Annotated in this window: 14 protein-coding genes; 1 reads left to right on the top strand and 13 read right to left on the bottom strand. The window is 55.1% G+C overall.

Annotated features, from left to right (window positions below; translation table 11 throughout):
• Positions 1-17: 17 nt before the first annotated feature.
• The 13 genes from M5R41_14365 to uvrA (M5R41_14305) form a co-directional block, all read right to left on the bottom strand.
• On the bottom strand, positions 18-704 hold the full coding sequence (locus M5R41_14365; GenBank protein MCZ7557578.1) for a phosphatase PAP2 family protein: 687 nt from the start codon (positions 702-704) through the stop codon (positions 18-20).
• Between the two features lie 32 nt (positions 705-736).
• Complete coding sequence (locus M5R41_14360) at positions 737-1,396, bottom strand: metal-dependent hydrolase (protein ID MCZ7557577.1); 660 nt, start codon at positions 1,394-1,396, stop codon at positions 737-739.
• Positions 1,397-1,533: 137 nt separating this feature from the next.
• Entirely contained in the window at positions 1,534-3,978 is a 2,445-nt protein-coding gene (leuS, locus tag M5R41_14355) for a leucine--tRNA ligase (protein MCZ7557576.1), read from the bottom strand.
• 234 nt (positions 3,979-4,212) lie between these two features.
• Entirely contained in the window at positions 4,213-7,119 is a 2,907-nt protein-coding gene (gene uvrA / locus M5R41_14350; protein MCZ7557575.1) for an excinuclease ABC subunit UvrA, read from the bottom strand.
• A 239-nt stretch (positions 7,120-7,358) separates the two neighbouring features.
• Entirely contained in the window at positions 7,359-8,618 is a 1,260-nt protein-coding gene (locus M5R41_14345; protein ID MCZ7557574.1) for a T9SS type A sorting domain-containing protein, read from the bottom strand.
• Between the two features lie 204 nt (positions 8,619-8,822).
• Positions 8,823-10,577, bottom strand: coding sequence for a dienelactone hydrolase family protein (locus M5R41_14340; protein ID MCZ7557573.1), 1,755 nt, complete (start codon positions 10,575-10,577; stop codon positions 8,823-8,825).
• 302 nt (positions 10,578-10,879) lie between these two features.
• Positions 10,880-11,956 carry an Omp28-related outer membrane protein gene (locus M5R41_14335; protein MCZ7557572.1) on the bottom strand — a complete coding sequence of 359 codons (1,077 nt, stop codon included), beginning with the start codon at positions 11,954-11,956 and terminating at the stop codon, positions 10,880-10,882.
• 35 nt (positions 11,957-11,991) lie between these two features.
• Positions 11,992-12,897: a DUF58 domain-containing protein gene (locus M5R41_14330; GenBank protein MCZ7557571.1), complete on the bottom strand. Its 906-nt coding sequence runs from the start codon at positions 12,895-12,897 to the stop codon at positions 11,992-11,994.
• Positions 12,897-13,412, bottom strand: coding sequence for a tetratricopeptide repeat protein (locus M5R41_14325; protein MCZ7557570.1), 516 nt, complete (start codon positions 13,410-13,412; stop codon positions 12,897-12,899). Before M5R41_14325 ends, M5R41_14330 begins: the two co-directional genes overlap by 1 nt.
• Positions 13,413-13,609: 197 nt before the next feature.
• Entirely contained in the window at positions 13,610-14,359 is a 750-nt protein-coding gene (locus M5R41_14320) for a TSUP family transporter (GenBank protein MCZ7557569.1), read from the bottom strand.
• 18 nt (positions 14,360-14,377) lie between these two features.
• Entirely contained in the window at positions 14,378-15,268 is an 891-nt protein-coding gene (locus tag M5R41_14315; protein ID MCZ7557568.1) for a DMT family transporter, read from the bottom strand.
• Positions 15,269-15,397: 129 nt separating this feature from the next.
• The gene (locus tag M5R41_14310; protein ID MCZ7557567.1) at positions 15,398-15,763 is read right to left on the bottom strand and encodes a VOC family protein; all 366 of its coding nucleotides are present in this window, start codon (positions 15,761-15,763) and stop codon (positions 15,398-15,400) included.
• A complete protein-coding gene (uvrA, locus tag M5R41_14305) occupies positions 15,764-18,595 on the bottom strand; it encodes an excinuclease ABC subunit UvrA (GenBank protein ID MCZ7557566.1) in 2,832 nt (943 codons plus the stop codon).
• 350 nt (positions 18,596-18,945) lie between these two features.
• On the opposite strand from uvrA (M5R41_14305), the gene M5R41_14300 reads away from it, so the two are divergent.
• Positions 18,946-20,637: a M2 family metallopeptidase gene (locus M5R41_14300; GenBank protein ID MCZ7557565.1), complete on the top strand. Its 1,692-nt coding sequence runs from the start codon at positions 18,946-18,948 to the stop codon at positions 20,635-20,637.
• Positions 20,638-20,817: the final 180 nt, after the last annotated feature.

Here is a 20,817-nt window from a genome sequence, read left to right as displayed (position 1 = left end):
GGACCTGCCGCGGTTTGTCACTCCTCGTCCGTCTCCGTGGGATTCCCCCCCGTCAACTCGACAGTATTGTGCGTCGGCACCGTTGAGCCGACAGAACCGGCGATTGACCGCCGGCAAACGACCACGACGAACACGCCCAGCACCCAACCCGCCAGAACATCTGTCAGATAATGAACGCCGAGATAGAGACGGCTGAAACCGATCACCAGCAAAAACAGACCGAATGCCGTGAAACATTGTGCGTTCTTCTGCGGGAACGTCCGTAGCAGTATCATTGCCAGAGGTACGTACACCGCAACAGACATCAGAGCGTGTCCGCTCGGAAAGCTGAGCGTGCTCACGTCCGCGAGAGCCGGAACGACCTGAGGTCTTGGACGTGCGAATACCTCTTTGAGAACGAGCATCAAAAGTACTCCGAGGATAGCGGAGCAGGCGAACGAAGACGCTTCGGGTTTGCGCTTTGAAAACAGAAGAAGCCCTGTTGCGATCGTGGCAACAAACAGCAATGCTGGAAAATCCCCGAACCACGTAACAACATACAGCAAGGGCAACAACCACGAGGATGCTGGCGGATGATCCGGATGCGCGCCGCGAATCATCAGAAGAACAGACTCATCCACTTGCTGAAGCATTCCGCCCGCCTGAAGTACCGCGATAACAGAGAAAAGCGAAAGACTGATGATCGCCGGAGCGAAACGTTTCATGTGCGCTATCGGTGCATCATGCTTCATGCGCATTATATACCAAGGAGAGGCTGATACGCGAGGGCACCCGCTCCCATGAACAACAAAACGCGGACAAGGGTATCCCCTCCACCACCGGTGCGAATGCGCATGAAACCGGGAAGAAGATGTATCGGAGCAGGGGTGATGGGACGCAACACCTCGAGACCTGCGGGAGTCAGCATATCGAGTATGAGATGGCTGATATACCCTGCCGAGAACCAAAGCCACAATGCCGGATATCCCAACAGGGATCCCACATGCCACATTCCATAGGAGAGAACCGCGGCGATAAGCAACCAGTGCGTCGCCCCCCTGTGTCCCCCCGCAAGGAGGCGGATTATTCCTGAAACACCGCGAAGGATCCATCGAAACGCGCCAAAGAGAACGCCCGAGAGAGAGGCTGCGGATTTTGTCTGCACACTCCTGCCTCGAGGAAGGCGTTTCCGCAGTGCGGCGGGTGAGTTGACGATCAGTGAATCCGGTTCATCGATATCCGGAAGCAGCGATGCCAGAAGACACACCCCTGTGCCGAGCGCGACAACGGGTACCGCAATACCGGCAAGCAGGATCTCCCCCCCGAGCAGCGCTGCTCCGTCGAGAAATCCTGGAGCGACGACTGCGACAGCGGCCGCCGCGAGCGTTCCACCGGCCAGATGTGTCTTGCCAGTCATGCGATAGTGCTTACCTCGAATTGCCAAATGAAGCCATCGCCGTAGTATGGACGCACCCGAGGAGCGGCTGTGATGGTGCTGAAGGAGTAACTGACACAGACCCGACCTTGCAGACCGTTGCGTGCGCAGCTTTCATTTCATCGAACAACGACATTCACCAGCTTGTCCGGTACGGCGATGATTTTGATAATGTTCTTGCCCTCGGTATGACGGCGAATGATTTCGCTTTCTCGGGCCACTCCTTCGAGGGCTTGTTTGTCGAGACCGGTTGGTACACGAATTTTGTCCCGCACTTTCCCGTTCACCTGGAGGACGAGTTCTATCTCGTCATCCGCGGTAAGTGCTGCATCATATTCCGGCCAGGGTTCGTATGCCAGCGAGGTATTGTGCCCGAGCAGCTGCCAGAGTTCTTCGGCGAGATGGGGAGCGAAGGGGGAGAGCAGCAGCACAAAGGGGTCCATCACCGCGCGTGGACGCAGTTCCTTCTTGTTCATTTCATTGACGAAAATCATCATCTGCGATATTGCTGTGTTGAAACGCAGCCCCTCGATATCTTCGGTGATTTTTCGAATCGTTTTATGCAGGAGGCGCAAGGTGTCCGTGTCGGCTTCGGCGTCCCTGATGGAACCATCGAGCGTTGCAGTTTCCTCTTGCGCGTCCTCCTGAACAAAGAGTCGCCACACACGGTTCAGAAAGCGGTGTACGCCTTCGACACCTTTGGTATTCCATGGTTTCACCTGTTCCAGCGGCCCCATGAACATTTCGAACAGGCGCAAGGTATCGGCACCATACTCCCGAATGACGTCATCAGGATTGATGACGTTGCCGAAGGATTTTGACATCTTCCGGCCGTCCTCTCCGAGTATCATGCCCTGATTGACGAGACGCATGAAAGGCTCCCTGGTGGACACATGGCCGAGATCGAAGAGCACTTTGTGCCAGAATCGCGCATAGAGCAGGTGCAGCACGGCATGTTCGGTGCCGCCCACATAAAGATCGACCGGACCCCAGTAGGATTCCGCTTCCTTGCCGACAAATACTCCGTCATTGTCCGGATCCATGAAACGAAGGTAGTACCAGCACGATCCAGCCCATTGCGGCATAGTGTTGGTCTCCCTGCGTGCGGGATATCCGCTTACAGGATCCGTTGTCTCGACCCATTCGCTTATCGTGGCGAGCGGAGATTCACCTGTGCCGCTGGGTTTGTAGGATTCCACATCGGGCAGTGTGAGCGGAAGCGCATCCTCCGGGAGCAGCGTGATTTCCTCCTGACCATTGGGGTGCTGGACGTGCAGGATGGGGAAGGGCTCGCCCCAGTAGCGCTGTCGGGAAAACAACCAATCGCGAAGCTTGTAATTCACCTTGCGGCAGCCAAGCTTCTTCTCCTCGAGATACCGGACGACAGCCTCGAAGGCCTCCCGGTATCCGAGTCCGTTGATAAAATCCGAATGTACCGCAATACCGTGTTCCGTGTCCGTAAACGCGGCTTCCTCGACATTACCGCCGGCGATCACCTCGCGTATGGGCAATCCGAATGCGCGCGCGAATTCCCAGTCGCGCTCGTCGTGTCCCGGTACCGCCATAATGGCTCCGGTTCCATAGCTGAGGAGAACATAGTCCGCTATCCATATAGGAATGCGCTCTGCATTCATGGGATTGACCGCAAAGGCACCTGTGAAGACGCCGGTCTTTTCTTTCGAGAGTTCGGTTCGCTCGAGGTCGTTTTTCCTGGATGACGCCTCAATGTATTTCTGCACCGCATCGCGTTGCACATCCGCGACAATAGTCTGCACCAGTGGATGCTCCGGAGCGAGCACCATGTACGTTGCACCCCAGAGTGTATCCGGTCGTGTAGTGAATACGGTAATCGCTTCATCTTGTCCGTCAACGGCGAAGCGCACTTCGGCACCTTCGGATCTGCCGATCCAATTACGCTGCATTTCCTTGAGACTTTCCGGCCATTCCAGCTCGTCGAGATCCGTAAGCAGTCGTTCCGCGTACGCTGTAATACGAAGCATCCACTGCCGCATCGGTTTGCGAATTACGGTGAAGCCTTTCTCGATCTGCTCGGGAACCTCCTCGTTCGCGAGGACGGTGCCAAGCTCCGGACACCAGTTCACCGGCACTTCCGCCATGTATGCGAGGCCCTTCTTGTAGAGCTGCATGAAAATCCATTGCGTCCATTTTACATAGCGCGGATCGGTCGTGTTGACTTCACGATCCCAATCGTAAGAAAAACCGATCATTTTGAGCTGGCGCCGGAATGTCTCGATGTTCTGGCGTGTAGTGATGGCAGGATGAACGCCCGTCTTTACCGCGTACTGTTCGGCGGGAAGACCGAAGGCATCCCAGCCCATCGGATGCAGTACGTTGAAACCACGCATGCGCTTAAAGCGGGCGATAATATCCGTCGCGGTGTATCCCTCGGGATGTCCGACGTGCAAACCCGCACCGGATGGATACGGAAACATGTCGAGCACATAGTACTTCGGTTTGGATTTGTCGATCCCCGCCTTGAATACTTTGTTGTTTTCCCAGAAGTTCTGCCATTTCGGTTCGATTTCACTAAACGGATAGCGCATGGATGCTCATGTATATGGTTGTTAACGGGACACGCGGTACTGTGTGCCACAATCTTGTAAAATACGAGGATTCCTTTGAAGTGAGAAAGGTTCATTGGAAGGTGGGCGGAAACAGACGTTGCCGTGGTGATACAGCCGCTGGTGTCGCATGGCGATTTCCTGCATCCAAATCGCAGGCCGAGCAGAACAGCCGTCGCGCAACGAAGAGAATCTATTGCGTTTTAGCTTCGGGAGTCAGACACGGTGAAGCTCCGTTTCAAGATAGCGCCCGGTGTAGCTATCCGCCATATCCGCGATGTGCTCCGGTGGTCCCTGCGCGACGATGTAGCCACCGCCTTCTCCGCCTTCGGGACCGAGATCAATTACCCAATCCGCGCATTTTATCACATCGAGATTATGTTCGATGACAACGACTGTGTTGCCTTTATCGGCGAGTTTCCCGAGTACATTCAGGAGCATACGAACATCCTCAAAGTGCAGTCCGGTGGTGGGTTCGTCGAGAATGTACAGGGTACTTCCCGTGCCGATTTTCGAGAGTTCGGTCGACAGTTTTACGCGTTGCGCCTCGCCGCCGGAAAGCGTTGTGGCCTGCTGCCCAAGACGAATGTACCCCAGGCCCACGTCGTAGAGAGTCTGCAGTTTTCGTTGAACGCGCGGAATTTCGCTGAAGAAGTCGAGCGCTTCCGCGACGGACATGCCCAGAACATCGGCAATGGATTTGCCGTGATACCGCACTTCAAGGGTCTCACGGTTGTAGCGGTTTCCCTTGCACACTTCACAGAGGACGTATACATCCGGAAGGAAATTCATCTCAATCTTGCGCACACCGTCGCCTTTGCAGGCATCACAACGGCCGCCATCCACATTGAAGCTGAACCTGCCTGCACTGTACCCACGTATCTTGGCTTCGGACAAGCTGGTGAACAAATCGCGGATAAAAGTGAAAAGACCGGTGTACGTCGCGGGATTCGAGCGCGGAGTACGTCCGATCGGTGTCTGATCTATATCGATGACTTTGTCTATGTGCTCCAGGCCCTCCACACCAGCATGCGGCAATGTGGCGATGTTTGATTTGTAGAAATGCCGCGCGAGTACGGGATACAGGGTTTCATTTACAAGACTCGATTTGCCTGAGCCACTCACACCGGTGACACAAATGAACGTCCCAAGCGGCAGCTCGAGATCGATGTTCTTCAGGTTATGTCCACACGCACCGCGTAAAATCACCGACGTGCCGTGGCCTTCGCGTCGTTGCGACGGAATGCCGATGCTATGCTTCCCCTGCAGATACGCTGCAGTCAATGATCCCTTGGCAGAGATGCGCCGGAGCATTTCTTCTTCTGTGCTCGAATTCGCCTTGCGCAGCAGCGTCCCGTTTCTTTTTCCGTTGCCGTTGACGCGGAGCAATTCCTCGAGGTTGCCCTGGGCAACGACCTCGCCGCCAAATTCTCCCGCCGCGGGTCCCAGATCGATGATATGATCCGCACTTTCTATCATCTCACGGTCGTGTTCCACGACGATGACCGAGTTGCCAAGATCGCGCAACTGTTTCAGCGATGTGATCAGTCGGGTGTTGTCGCGCTGATGCAGGCCGATGGATGGTTCATCTAGAATGTAGAGAACACCGACGAGCTGCGTTCCGATTTGCGTGGCAAGCCGGATACGCTGCGCCTCGCCGCCCGAAAGCGATCGGGACGAGCGGCCCAGTGTAAGGTAGTCCAGACCGACATTCACCAGGAATTCGAGCCGGGATGAAATTTCCTTGACAATCTGCGTTGCGATCTCCCGCTGTCGCGGTGTGAGACGCATCTGTTGGAAAAAGAGCAAGGCATCCTTAATCGAGACCGCAGCGATATCATGAATCGACGCGCCGTCGATTTTCACCGCCAGGCTTTCCGGACGCAGCCGGCCGCCGCCGCAATCGGGACAACGCTTGGTCGACATGAAGGATTCCGCCCATTCACGAATTCCGGCGGAAGTGGTGTTCTGATAATATTGCCGCAAGCTGGCGAGTACGCCGGCAATGCTGTGGGTATACTTTTGTGTTCTCCCATCGGGATTCGTGTACGTGATACTGTACTTCTCCTTACCGCTTCCGTACAGAAGCACCTTCATTGCTTCCTCGGATACGTCGGATAACGGAGTGTCCAGGGTGAACCCAAATTTGTCGGCAACAGTCCGAACCTGCGCCCACCACCAGGTTCCGCGTGGCTTCCCGAGGGGAACAATTCCTTCGTGATTGAGAGACTTGGATACATCAGGAATAATGAGATCCAGGTCGAATTCCCGGGTCTCACCCAATCCGTCACATGTCTGACACGCTCCATAGGGAGAGTTGAACGAAAATGAATTCGGTGCAGCCTCCTCGTAACTGCTGCCGCACAGCGGACACGAATTCTTCTGACTCATCAGTAAGTCGCTGCCGTTGACGTCAACGATGACCACGCCTTCCCCGAATTTCAGTGCGATCTCCAGGGAATCTGTCATCCGGGCGCGGGCGTCGGGATGAATGACGAGTCGGTCCACGACAATTTCTATATTATGGATTTTGTAGCGATCCACCCGCATATCATCATGAATTTCGCGCAATACACCGTCGACACGCACTTTCGTGAAACCGTCGCGGGAAATCTGATCGAACAGTTCTCTGTAATGCCCTTTGCGACCACGAACAACGGGCGCGAGAATCACAATCCGTGTCCCTTGCTCATGATCCAGTAGCCGATCCACCATTTGATCGAGACTTTGCCGCTGCACCGGCGATCCATCTTTGTAGCAGTGTTGAACTCCGGCACGGGCGAAGAGCAGACGCAGGTAGTCGTAGATTTCCGTCACCGTGCCTACTGTGGAGCGTGGGTTGCGGCTGATGGTTTTTTGCTCAATAGAAATCGCCGGCGAGAGTCCATCGATATGATCCACGTCGGGACGTTCCATTGTGCCGAGAAATTGTCGCGCATAGGCGGAGAGACACTCGACATACCGTCGCTGTCCTTCGGCATAAATCGTATCGAAGGCGAGACTCGATTTCCCTGAACCAGACAGACCGGTGATGACAACCAATTTGTTGCGCGGGATTTCGACGTCAATGTTTTTAAGATTATGTTCGCGGGCTCCGCGGACAACGATGTATTCGTGCTTCATGTCGCAGACAGTTACTTCAGGACCAATCTTCTAAAATCGTCATTACCTGCAAAGAATGAAAACGTCCGCCAAATACATGTCTGGAGCTCCTTGGCATCAGCGTCGCTCTACCCGCGACGTGCACGTAACACCGTACCGGAAGGGACGCCGTCCGGCCCCTCATGCAGGCGTTCACACGCCTCCAAAAAAAACCCCCCCGATGAAAACACCGGGGGGAGCGCTCACTGTTTCGGTGAAGTTTATTTCGATAAAACAATCGGGTAAATGCTGTGTTGCGATCCCGCGGTCATCACCGCGAGATATCGACCACTCGGGAGCGAAGGGGCTTGAATAAGCACGGAATGCGACCCCTCCGAGAGGATCGTGTTCTCAAGGAGTGTCATTACTTCGCGGCCTGTGACGTCATGCAGTTTCACTGTGACGGGGCTCTCGACATCCAGATTCAACGAGAGGGTGGTGGAGGGATTGAACGGATTGGGGAAGGCATCCGCTATGCCGAAGGTCGTCTGTGCTATGCCGCGTACCATAACGACAGGTGAATACTCTTCGCTTCCGTCACGATCGATCTGCCGAAGGCGATAGCGAATTTCCGCTGCGGCGTGAGACGGGAGTCTGTCCTCGTACGAATAGCTGCGCGGGCTGTTGGTGGTACCGTGGCCATGGACGAAGGCGATCGCTTCCCACTCGTCCTTTCTGAACGACCGCTGCACTTCGAAGCCATAGTTATTCACTTCGGTGGTCGTGTTCCATTTGAGAAGCGTCGTCCCACTCTTGGTATGTGCCGTGAAGCTGCTGAGCTCCACCGGGAGAAGTCCGATATTCAGCGCAGACACGGTGACCGTTGCGAGAGTGGAAAAATCGATGGTGTTTCCGGGAGTCATAAAATCGAGATTGACATTTCCGATATTCCCTGTCCCCGAAGATGTACCGGAATAGAATTTGATCACCGTGTTAGCGTTGATGCCGAGCGTGTTGTACAAAGTCGTCAGCGGCACCTGAAAATCGACGAACGCCGTGCCGGCATATCCGGTTTGAACGACCCGGGTATAGCCGGCTACATTCGAAGCCACGATGGCCTCTACACTGGAAGAATTCCTGACAATGAGATCCCAGGTGTTATTTCCCGCTATGGTCAGATAGACCATCCCAATTTGCGTATTCGATGCATTCGCTATGAAAACGTAGTACGTACCGGGGCCATCCAGCGCCGTCAGAGAAGTCACCTGCAGACGAAAGAACGCTGTCGAGCTGCTTGCGGCAGCTTGTACAGTGTACCGTGCGCCGGGTTCGACGAACGTCAGATCCCATTTCTCAACATTCTTGCCAATATCATTCGTCGGATCCTGCACAGGAGTTGTATTGGCATAGAGGTATCCGATCCAGCCTACACCCATGTTCGTGGATGTGCCCGGCCAGCTCTCCTGCGCTTGCATGGAAAACTGCGCCAGGGAAAAAAAGGAAAAGAGAAGGAGCGAGGAAAGAAGTATGTGACGGTTCATGTCGGTTTCCTTGGTTATTCACCGACTATGAATCAAGTTACGTGCCAAATTTTTACAACTTCCCCAAACTGCGATTCAGAGATATAAACGGCGAAAATGCGTCGTATTACAGGATTGTAAGATTACGCTGACCGGAATCCGAACTTATATTTCTGGATATTCTCCCAAAACGGTACACTCGCCGCGTCTAATGAAATCGGTAGATCAGCGCACAATGAACATTCCGGTACGAAAATTCTTCGCACTCTTGACGACGACCAGGTAGAACCCTGCTGCCACTGGTGGTACCTGTACTACCCATGAACCAGTATTGCCCGCAGTGTGCGCAGCTGAATCGGTTGTTACTGCAACTCTCGAACCGTTACGTGCCCAGAACGAGACCTCGACGACGCCGTCGTCCATCTTGTCCGTACGTAATGTTACCGCTTCACCGGAACGGGCTATATTCGGCGTTACCAGCAGATCCATCTGATCTGCAGCCGCTTCCGGCACAAAGACTGCACCAAATATTTCTGTCTGGCCACCGAAATCGACCTGCCTGAGTCTGTACCATGCAGCTCCCCGAAACGTATCGTCGAACGAATACTGACGTCTCCACATACCATTGCCTTTGCTGAGCACAAAAGACTGTGCCGCAAAGGAGGCTCCGTCGGTGGATCGCTGAACCTCGAAACCAAAGCTGTTTTCTTCACTTTCCGTTACCCACTGCAGTCGTGCTACGCTGCCATGCCTCCGTGCAGAGAAGGACGTGAGACGGACCGGTATCGTGGACTGAATACGACCGACATTGCTGCTCATGGTTTTTTGATTCGCCGCAGTCCATGAAATGACCCGCCAATACGTCACCGTATCGAGTCCCATAGCGGGAAGCTGAAATGTTGTATCACTCAATGTCGTCTCATAGCGCAGAGGAGAAAACGATGCATTGGAGGATGTCTGAACGGTGTACCGTATGGAGTCGGAGGGATTCAACGACCGGGATCTCTGCCACCGCAGTGGCGCGGGAACAGGAACCAATCCCGAGAGAGGCGCGAGGAGAGAAAACGCAGAGGGGGTCATTGCACGCAGGGCGGAACTGAGGCTCACGGATGGGTGTGACGCGTTGATGCCATAGCTGTAACTCCAACCACAACTGTCGTCTTTGAGAAAGAGATTGAACAGTGCTGTCATGTACCGTCTGGTGAGTTGCTTCTGTATCGGACGCGTCATGCCGCCTCCCGGATCGGTAAAATCAAACAGCGGTGTGTCCATGCAACGCGTATGATTCCCACCCTGCAACACTGCCAGACTCTTCCCTGGCAGCGCCGCATTGTACATGGGCTGCTGATGCGTGGCCAAAGGTGTTATACCGTCATTCGAGCCTGCAATGATGCATACTGCTCCTGCAATCTGTCCCATGCGGGCGATAACCGATGGCGTTGTTTCGGCCGGACACATTGGCGCCGCCGCCTTGATGCGGCTGTCATACGATGCGGCGAGCAAGCTCGCCCCGCCGCCCATCGAATGACCGGACACGGCCGCACGAGATGTATCCACCGCACCGTACAGCGCGTGTTGTGCGTCGCTGTTACGTTGTCTCAGCCAGTCAAGACAAGCCAGAAGATCCTGGGCGAGTTCACCGTGCTGCGTATCGGGGAACTGTGGTGCGATGACGATGTAGCCATGGGATGCGAGATGCTCGTAGTAACTGTTGTAATAGCTGGTTTGCATGGCAAAACCGTGTCCGAATGCGATCATCGGATATGGTCCGCTTGACACCGCTACAGCACTGTTCTGTCCCGCCGTCACTGCGGGATAGTACAACCGGCAGTTCAAAGTTCTGCCGGACCGCTGCAGAGTCACGGAGTTCCATCCCACGATGGAACTTCCCGTCTGGTCGGGCGGCGCACAGGGTTGCGTGCGGCTCTCCGTGCAGAAAAGCACCATAATGATTGCGAAGCCGAGTACGCGGAGGAGCATGGATTGCCTCGTTCTTGAGAGTACGTTGCGGATACTGATGCTGCCTATCAACGGGAAATTCCTCCGGGAGAGTTCCTCACCGGTAGAAGTCTTTCCGCGCAGCAAGCCTCTGGCGACTGAACGCTTTCGGAGTATTCGTCAGCGTTCAAGCGCACGACCGTCGCTGAGCTGCCTTTCCCGGGAAGCGTTTGTCCATCCGAGCTACGGCCATGAACGCCTCGCCGCGGTCGCCCTATACGAGCGCCGCGGCGAAACGATGCACCTTTCCGTGCCCGATATGCGATGCTGATTCCGGGAAGGAATCAAAGTTTTGACTTTGCCGCCTGCAGAATTTCCTTGCTGCCGTTTGATTGGAGAAACACAACCACGTCAAGTTTTTCAGGATTCCAGTGTGATTCAATCGGCATGACACGCTGGAAGGTCGCCGTTTGACCGTTAGCAATGCTGACCAACTCACCGCTTGCGTCGGGATACATCCTGCGCATCACATTGAAGTGAACGAATTCCGAATTGCCGTCATTGTACTCGATGTCGCTTTCCGTTATAACGGTATGCAGGCGCAGATCCTGATATGCCGAGGTGGTGATACCCTTGACCGTTATCGTGAGCGTCACAGCGCTTGCGTCGCGTGAGGCGGACAACTCGATTTTCGCTCCGGCTGCTTTGGCCATATCGGTATTGGCCGCCGCGATCCAATCTGTGGCGCGGGGTCCTATCATCTGGCCACCAATCCAACCTTTCGGCGCCGCGAATTCATTTTCCGGCATGGGGCTGAACAAGTACATCGTTCTCGGACGCGACCACTCGGTACTCTCATGCCATAACCGGTCGGTTGGACGCGGCCACCACACATGGTAGCGAATCGTTGCAGTTCGTGCCGCAAACTGTGAGGATTCCGTTTCATGCTGCCATGTTTCATTCTGCAAACCGCAGGGAGCACAGTTGGCGCTGGTCACTAATTCCGCCAGAGTCATGCGTTGCACTTCTTCAATTACCGCCTGCCCCTTTCGGATGCCGACGCTCCGGGGACTGCTGACGTTTCCTGTCGGATCGAACGCTCGGGCAAGAAGCGTATGATTGCCATCGGGAAATTCCGATGCGGGTATGCTGACCTCCCACGGAGCAGCGTTCAGCACCCTGAACGGAACGGTGATGGAATTGAGGTAGATCTCGACACGTTCAACTTTGTCATTGTCCGTTGCCTGAACCTGTACCAAGATGTCGGCGGTACCCACGGAATCACCCTGTGAAGGTGACAGTATGGTTATTGACGGTGCTTGTATGTCAACACCAGGTTCGTTCACAGCCTTGCTGCCGCAGGCCTGTAAGAGAATGGTGACGAGGAGGATGGCGAATAGCTGGTAGATAGTTGCTCTCATGGTGTGTATCTCCATACCGGTGGCGGTGACAGTAATTATCCCCCGATTTTTCTTCTCTTGTTCAAATATTCAAAGAGCGCCGTGTCGAAGGACATGGACGTATCCATCAACACATAGTCTATGCGTTGCTCGCGGCACTCTTTCTTGTACCGTGCGATGAAATCGCGCATCGCTTCCTGATACGAGCGTTGGATCTGCCAGGGTTGCGTCAGCATCTGTTCGTTTGTTTCCATATCCCTGAACATCGCATCGCGACCAAAGTCGAAGTAGCGCTCACGCGGATCGAGTATGTGGAAAAGAATGACTTCGTGCTGGTTGTAGCGAAAATGCTTCAGTGCCGTCATCACGTCGTTCGGATCATCGAACAGGTCACTGAAGAGCATGACGAGACCGCGTCTGCTGATACGCTCGGCCGCCATGTTGAGTGCGCGTTCGGTCCCGGTAGAATTGACTGCTTCGAGCTGTTCCAGTTCACGCAGAATGGTCTGTAAATAGACCTTCGTGGCATGTGGCGGCAGATACTTTCGAAGCTCGTCGTCGTACGTCACCAAACCGACCGCGTCCTGCTGCCGCGTGAGGAGATACGCAAGGGCAGCGGCAAGATACGAAGCGTATTGCAATTTGCTGATAGGACCTTCACCTTTGAACGCCATCGATCTGCTGGTGTCGATGACGAGATAGGCCTTGAGATTCGTTTCTTCTTCGAACTGCTTGATGTAGTAGCGATCTGTGCGTCCGAGCACCTTCCAGTCAATACGGCGTATTTCGTCGCCGGGCATGTACTGCCGATGCTCGGCAAACTCCACACTGAATCCGTGATAGGGACTTTTATGAAGACCAGTGATGAAACCCTCAACCACAAGGCGTGCGCGCATTTCCATCGAAGAAAGGCGTGACACGACCTCCGGCTGGAGATAGGACCGGTCATTCAATTCCGGCATTACTGACCTTCGTCCACGAGGGGTTCGGGTGGTGTGTTTTTCTGCAGATTCTCCAAAATCTGCTCCGGCGTCTGTCCGAGATGCTCGAGTTCGAAGCGCGCTGTTTCCGCCATGGAACTGTCGGGAAAAAGCTTGAGGTAGCGCTCATACGCCTGACGCGCGCGTTCGATGTTCCCGATCTCATTCGCATACGTGAATCCGGCCGCAAACAATCCCTTATGCGCAACGCCGCTTTCAGGATAGCTGTCGTACACCCTTTCGTAGGTCGTTGCTGCCTTGAGCGGATCTTTCTGAATGTTGTAGTAGAGAACCGCGCTCTGATACAGCGCCTCCGGAGCTTCGTCCGATTTCGGATGCTCGCGCACCAGCTGCTCGTAGAGTTCGAGGGCTTCGGCATGTTTTCCCTGCTTCTCCAGATCCTGTGCTTGTTCGAAGAGTCCCTTGGCGCCTCCGACTCCGCAGGCGGCAGTGATAATGATTGTGAGTGTCAGTAGAAGTGTTGTTGTCGTTTTCATGAATCACCAGTGATTACAAGTCTTGTAACATAGGAGAAGACGAAGCAAGATTCAAGGCGAATCGCTTTCCACAGACATTGAGCCCCGTCAGCTGTATCCATGAACCGCAGCATCGTTGGAATCCGCGAGGATCCGAATACGGACTCGACCATCGGTGTACAGCACTGCGTTCATGCTGCTCGAAGGCATAAGGACTCTTACCACAGGAGTCTGACCAGTAAAGCGAGAAGCACCAGTCCGAAAACCGGCTTGATTACTTTCGAGCCGCCCTTGATCGCGAGTCCCGCTCCCGTCCATGCTCCTGCAATATTCGCAAGTCCCATGGGCACCGCCACACCCCATTCAATATCCACAACAAAGACGAAAGCCAATATGGCGGCATAGTTGCTCGCAAGGTTCAGCAGCTTCGCATGTGCTGTTGCCCGGAGGAAACCGAATCGAAAAACCAGTACGAAACCGAATGCCAGGAAACTTCCTGTGCCGGGGCCGAAGAATCCGTCGTAAAAACCTAACGCGAATGCAAATACCGCGGCAATGGCATACTCCCGAACTCCGATATGCGGCTCCCGCTCGTGTACCCCGAAGTCCTTTCTGAGAAATGTAATGGCCGCCACGACAACGATCAAAAATGGTATGACGGCCTCGAGCGACGAAGCGGGAATCAGCATCACGACGCGTGCGCCACTCCAGGATCCGGCGAAGGCGCTGGCAAATCCTATCACGCCGAGAAGCGGCAACACCCACCCGCTTCGCAGATATCTCCAGGTGCTCACCGTCGTTCCGATAGCACTCTGTACCTTGTTCGATGCGAGGGCGACATGCGGCGGCAGTCCCGCCGCGATGAGCGATGGAAGAGTAATCAGACCACCGCCACCGGCCATTGAATCAACCAATCCGCCAAAAAAACCGGCTGCAAGGAGAAGCGTATACGTCAGGACATCACTCAAAAGCGGACCTCCCTGAGCTCAGCGCAGAAACAGTAGAGCAACCCCGGCCACCGCGAGTACGGCGCCACCGATTGCGCGTGCCGTCAGACGTTCCTTATAGACAGTACGCACCAAAGGCAGCATGAGAATCGGCGGCAGGGACATGATGGTGGTGGCGACTGCGACCTCCGTATTCGCAATCGCAACAAGACTGAAGGTGATCCCCAGATACGGCCCTATCACCGCGCCGATGCTGGTGAAAGCCAGGGCTTTCCTGTCCCGCGCATAAACGCGGAAGGGATTGCCATACCACTTGAGAAGAACAGCCAGCGGTAAAAATATGGCGACGGAAGCACCGATGCGGACAGCTGTTGCCACCATACCGTGAATCGGCGCTTCATTCAGCGCGAATTTTGCGAAGATCAATCCTGACGCCTGCCCCAACGCAGCGAGAACCCCCAGAACGATTCCCCGAAGATTTATCGCTCGGACCTGCCCCCCGACTGCCGGACGTTCGAGTATGACAACAGCTATTCCCGCCATTGTCACGAGCATGCCGGCGATACTTTGCAACGATAATGCTTCCCCCAGAAATATCCAGGCGAGCAAAGCGGTCATTCCCGGCACCAGCGCCATGAGAAGCATGCTGACGCGCGCACCGATGTCCTTGAACGCCCTGAAAAGGAAGGTGTCTCCGAGCACCAGCCCGAGCACGCCACTGATGACCAGATTGGACATCTGTGTGGCGCTCAACGAAAAGTCGAGCCCCAACAACGGTATCGAAACTCCGAGCAACAACAACGCGATCACCATGCGGGTGATGTTGACCATGATGGAGCCGACACGCGTCGTCGCCTCGGTGAACACAATCGAGGTTCCCGACCAGAGAAACGCGGTCAATAAGGCGGCGAGTTCACCCTGAAACGGCACGGCGCGATGCGTTAAAAGTTGAGCCGTGCCGGAGGCGGAACAGATCGTCCGCCACACAAGAATGGATATTCAGAATCTGCCCATGGCGCGGTTCGGGAACGAAGTGATGTGACGGCACGGTGGGGCCTTTCAATGAGGTGAGCGCAGCGCAATGCGGTTGCCCTCCGGATCGCGGAATACCGCCATATAACCGGCCGTATCCGAAATTCGGGTTTTTGGTACAAGAACGGTCGCGCCGAGAGCTTCCGCGCGTGTCAAGGCTGGCGAAAGATCGTCTCCGGCGTTCAGGTAAATCAACACACCGTTTTCGGAAGGCTGATACCACTCGTGCTTGACGATGGCTCCGGTCACGCCCTCGGCGGGATCACCGAGAAAGCCCATCACGGCACCTCCGATACGCTGCTCTGTAATCGTAATGCCCAGCACCCCTTCATAGAATTCCCTGGCGCGCCGGAAACCCATGACGGGAATTTCAAACCAATTTATCGTATTCATTTATCCTCCACGCTGTTGCAGTACGTGAGAAAGAAATCGTCCGGTATGACTGTCCTGTATTTTAGCGATCTGCTCCGGCGTGCCCTGTGCAACAACGGCGCCACCGTGTTCGCCCCCCTCCGGACCGAGATCGATTATCCAGTCCGCGCATTTAATGACATCGAGGTTGTGCTCGATAATCAGAACGCTGTGGCCCGCATCGATAAGAGCGGTAAAGCAGCGCAGGAGCTTACCGATGTCATGAATATGCAGGCCCGTGGTGGGCTCGTCGAAAATGAACAGCGTGTGACCATCGCTCTTGAGAGTCAAATGCAAGGCAAGTTTGAGGCGCTGCGCCTCGCCCCCGGATAGTGTGGTCGCGGCCTGGCCCAGGCGCATATAGCCGAGGCCGACATCGTCGAGCACCTGTAACTTGTTTGCGACGCGTGGCACGTGGGAGAAAAAGGCGAGGGCCTCGGTCACCGTCATCCCGAGTACATCGACGATGTTTTTACCGTTGTAGCGAATGTCAAGTATTTCACGCTTATATCGTGCACCTTTGCAGGCCTCGCATTCCAGGTACAGGTCGGCCATGAATTGCATCTCCACCTTGATCACGCCGTCACCTTCGCAAACGTCACAACGCCCACCCGGGACATTGAAGGAGAACGCTCCGGGTCCATGCCCGCGAAGCTTGGCCGCCGTGGTGGACGCGAAGAGATCCCGAATACCGTCGAATGCTTTGAGATACGTTACGGGATTGGATCTGGGCGTGCGGCCGATGGGCGACTGATCCACCATCTCCACATGCTCGATACGCTGTGCTCCGGTGAAGCCGGAGAAACTGCCGATCTCATCCTCAAAGGCGCCTTCCAGCTCCTTTTTCAATCCGGCATACAGAATATCGTGAACGAGCGTACTCTTCCCCGAACCACTCACTCCGGTGACACAGGTAAATATGCCGAGCGGAATTGCCACATCGAAGCCCCGCAGGTTGTTTTGTCTCGCGTCATGCACGAGCACTTGCGCCTTCGCCTTGCGGCGCGACCGCGGGATTGGAATGCGAAGCTTGCCGGAAAGATACTGACCCGTGAGCGACTCCCGGATTTTCTTCACTTCCGAGGGCGTCCCGTTCGCGATGATATTCCCTCCGTTCTCGCCGGCTGCGGGACCGATGTCCACGATGCGATCTGCGACCTGCATCATCTCCGCATCATGCTCCACGACGATGACGGTATTGCCCGCGTCGCGGAGCGACTGCAGGATGGCTATGAGTCTCGTATTGTCCCGTGGATGCAGCCCTATCGTTGGTTCATCGAGGACATACAGCGTCCCGGTCAGTGAAGAGCCGAGAGATGTTGCGATATTGATGCGCTGTGATTCGCCGCCAGAAAGCGTATGCGAGAGGCGGTCCAGCGTGAGGTATCCCAGACCGATTTGGTGAAGAATGTTCAATCTCTTTCGGATTTCCGTCAGCAGACGATCCGCGATGTCCAATTCAAACCGTGAGAAGTCTGCGCCTTCAAAAAAGTCCTTCAGCCGCTCTACCGGCATATGCGTCAATTCGCCGAGGGTCTTGCCGGCCACGCGCACGGCAAGTGCGTCCTTTTGTAATCTCGATCCTCCGCATGCTTCGCAGGTGGTATAGCCGCGGTAGCGGGCCATCAGGATGCGATAGTGCATTTTGTAATTCTTGGACTCCACCATGTCGAAAAAGCCACGGATACCCAGAAATCCCTTGCTTCCATTCCATACGAACTGTCGCTCGTCGTCCGAAAGGTCGCGGTACGGCACGGAAACGCGTACCCCTGCCGTAGTGGCGACCTTCAGCATGTCCCGCTGATGCTTGCTGTGTTTCGGCGTGGTCCAGGGCTGCACAGCGCCATCGCGCAGCGACTTCATCGTATTGGGAATGACGAGGTTCGGATCGATGCCGGTGGTCCGGCCAAATCCCTGACAAGTGGGACAGGCGCCGGCGGGACTGTTGAACGAGAAGAGCTGCGGTTCCGGCTCCATGTACGGCGTGTCGCACAATGAGCAGGCGTAGCGCGTTGTGAAATCGCGGAACTCTGCGGTATCAAGTCTGTAGAGCCGCATCCGGCCATCCCCCTCGACAAACGCAGTTTCAATGGAATCCGTGAGCCGCGAGACGTCCGTACTGCCATGCCATACGACGCGGTCCACGAGCACGAACACATCCTGTTTTTCCGCCCCGATCGCGGCGACCTCATCGAGATTGACTACTTCGCCACCGACGACAATGCGGATAAATCCCTGTTTCCGGAGATTTTCAATTTCTTCTTCAAGAGTGTGACCCTCATGCGCATGCATGGGGAACAGGACGTATAATCTGCTTCCTTCCGCAAGTCCGTCGCAGTACTCCAGCACTGTTCTGACGGAGTCGCGCTGTACCTGTTCTCCGTCGTTGTGACAGTACGTTTTACCTATGCGCGCATAGAGCAGGCGCAGGTAATCGTAAATCTCCGTGGTGGTGCCGACGGTGGACCTGGGATTACGGGCTATCGTTTTCTGCTCGATCGCAATGGCCGGGGCGATACCCTGAATAAAATCCACATCGGGTTTATTCATGCGCTCCAGGAACTGGCGCGCATATGCCGAGAGACTCTCCACATAGCGTCGTTGCCCTTCGGCATAAATGGTGTCGAACGCGAGACTCGATTTACCCGAACCGCTCACGCCGGTAATGACAATCAGCGCGTTGTGCGGCAACTCCAGGGAAATGTTCTTGAGGTTGTTGACACGTGCGCCGTGCACGGTCAACGCATCAAGCGTCACTGCCGCTGTATCCTTTTTCTGTTTCCTGGCCGGAGTTTTGCGCGTCCTGGTTGTCATGCGCTGTCTATATGAATTTCTCTTCCGAAAGGTCCAAGCATGAAACATACGCCCACCTGTGTGGAAAAGCAATGCTATCCGCTTTACCTCCAGGGAGGCCGGCCTGGCTGCGCCCGGCATGCTACCCGTAAAAGCGGGTGGGTAACCCGTTTGATATGAAGCGATGCACCAACCGTCCCACAGACCATGAACGAGTGTTGCATGATCCTCTCTCTCATCGGGCCGGACCCGACGCTCGTCAATTTTCCTTTGGTTGCGTCCGCATCCATGAACGCTTCCAAGGTCTATGGTCTTGTTTCGCTCCTGTGTACTTTAGTGTGTAGACCACCTGAACCCAAACAGGAGAAATCATGTTCACGTACCTGCGCAGCACTGTTCTCACCGCCATCGCGGCAGTGCTTCTCATTGCTTGTAGCTCATCTGAAAAGGACCGCATGAACAAGGAATTCACAAGCTTTCTCGACGAGTTCGAGTCGAAACTCATTCCCCTCGCCAAAGAGGCGCATCTGGCATATTTCAATGCAACCATTTCCGGCAAGGACGAAGACTACACGCGCGCGGCCGATCTGGAAGTGGAACTGACCAAACTGTTCACCGACAAGGACGCCTTCGCGCGACTTCAGGAGTGGAAGAAATCGGGCCAGATCACCGAGCCGCTGCTCGAACGCCAGCTCGATGTGCTGTATTCCGATTTCCTCGAAAAACAGATAGACGAGCAGCGCCTCGAAACCATGATCCGCATGCAGAACGAGATGGAGAAGAAGTTCTCGACGTTCCGCGCAACTGTGAAAGGCAAGGCGATTTCCGACAACGACATCGAAACCGTTCTGCGTACCTCCACCGACAGCAAAGAGCTCGAAGAAGTGTGGACGGCCAGCAAGGCCATCGGCGGCGTGGTGTCGGGCGACGTCATCGCGCTGGTGAAAATGCGCAACGAGGCCGCGCGCGAGCTGGGCTTCGACAATTACCACTCCATGCGCCTCGAGCTCGACGAACAGGATCCCGAAGAGATCGCCCTGCTCTTCGACGAACTCGACGAACTCACCCGCGGCACCTTCGCAGAACTCAAGCGCGACATGGACGCCGAATTGGCTGCCCGGTACAACATCGCTCCCGAAAAGCTCATGCCCTGGCATTATCAGAATCGCTTTTTCCAGGAGGCCCCGCGCATTTACGATGTAGACCTGGATGCATTTTATAAGGACAAAGACATCGTTGCGCTCACGAACAGCTACTTCGCCGGCTTGCAATTGCCCATCGAGGATCTCGTGAAAAACAGCGATCTCTTCGAAAAGGAAGGCAAGTATCAGCACGCGTACTGCACGGACATCGACCGCGAAGGCGACGTGCGCGTGGTGTGCAACATCAAGCCCACGTACAACTGGATGAATACCAACCTGCATGAATTCGGTCATGCGGTGTACGACAAATTCAGCGACAAGAAACTCCCGTATCTGCTTCGTGAACCAGCGCACACCTTCACCACCGAAGCCATCGCCATGCTCTTCGGACGCCAGGCAAGCAATCCCGGCTGGCTCATGGACGTGGCAGGCGTGCCCGCAGCGGAGGTGGATAAGGCCGCGCTGGACATGAAAAACTCCCTGCGCCTCGAACAGTTGGTCTTCAGCCGCTGGGCGCAGGTGATGTACCGCTTCGAGAAGGCGATGTACGACAATCCCGATCAGGATCTGAATGCGCTGTGGTGGCAGCTCGTGGAGCGCTATCAGATGATACGCAAGCCAGAAGGACGCAATGCTCCCGATTGGGCGTCGAAAATTCACGTGGCGCTGTATCCCGCCTACTACCACAACTATCTGATGGGCGAGCTTCTGGCCTCGCAACTGCATTCATATCTCTGCACGAATGTCGTGAAATCCACCGATCCCGTCCGCGAATCCTTCGCCGGCAAAGCCGAGGTCGGTGCCTGGCTGCGTAAAAACATCTTCGAACCCGGCCGCACGAAACTCTGGAACGACATGATCACCGCCGCGACCGGCGAGAAGCTGACTGCGAAGTATTATGCGAAGCAGTTTGTGGACTAGAACCACAGAATATACAGACCACAGAATAGACAGAAGGAACAGAAAAATTCAGAACAGGAGAGCCAAACACTCTCCTGTTTTGCGTTTATGACAACTGTGCAAACTTCTTTCATCACTGCGCGGTGCAGGGAAAATTTCGCTCGTTTGATGGAATGGGTGAATGTGAGAGGTATGTGAGAT

The sequence above is a fragment of the Bacteroidia bacterium genome (genome assembly GCA_027493955.1).
GTDB lineage: Bacteria > Bacteroidota > Ignavibacteria > SZUA-365 > SZUA-365 > JAOSJT01.
Note: the sequence above shows the minus strand (reverse complement) of the source record. Positions and strands in the feature narration are given on the sequence as shown.

Coding starts and splice junctions, on each gene's coding strand:
- M5R41_14300 (MCZ7557565.1), top strand. CDS start 18,946: ATGTTCACGTACCTGCGCAGCACTGTTCTCACCGCCATCGCGGCAGTG.
- M5R41_14340 (MCZ7557573.1), bottom strand. CDS start 10,577: ATGCTCCTCCGCGTACTCGGCTTCGCAATCATTATGGTGCTTTTCTGC.
- M5R41_14325 (MCZ7557570.1), bottom strand. CDS start 13,412: ATGAAAACGACAACAACACTTCTACTGACACTCACAATCATTATCACT.
- M5R41_14345 (MCZ7557574.1), bottom strand. CDS start 8,618: ATGAACCGTCACATACTTCTTTCCTCGCTCCTTCTCTTTTCCTTTTTT.
- uvrA (MCZ7557575.1), bottom strand. CDS start 7,119: ATGAAGCACGAATACATCGTTGTCCGCGGAGCCCGCGAACATAATCTT.
- uvrA (MCZ7557566.1), bottom strand. CDS start 18,595: ATGACAACCAGGACGCGCAAAACTCCGGCCAGGAAACAGAAAAAGGAT.
- M5R41_14310 (MCZ7557567.1), bottom strand. CDS start 15,763: ATGAATACGATAAATTGGTTTGAAATTCCCGTCATGGGTTTCCGGCGC.
- M5R41_14335 (MCZ7557572.1), bottom strand. CDS start 11,956: ATGAGAGCAACTATCTACCAGCTATTCGCCATCCTCCTCGTCACCATT.
- M5R41_14360 (MCZ7557577.1), bottom strand. CDS start 1,396: ATGACTGGCAAGACACATCTGGCCGGTGGAACGCTCGCGGCGGCCGCT.
- M5R41_14330 (MCZ7557571.1), bottom strand. CDS start 12,897: ATGCCGGAATTGAATGACCGGTCCTATCTCCAGCCGGAGGTCGTGTCA.
- M5R41_14365 (MCZ7557578.1), bottom strand. CDS start 704: ATGAAACGTTTCGCTCCGGCGATCATCAGTCTTTCGCTTTTCTCTGTT.
- leuS (MCZ7557576.1), bottom strand. CDS start 3,978: ATGCGCTATCCGTTTAGTGAAATCGAACCGAAATGGCAGAACTTCTGG.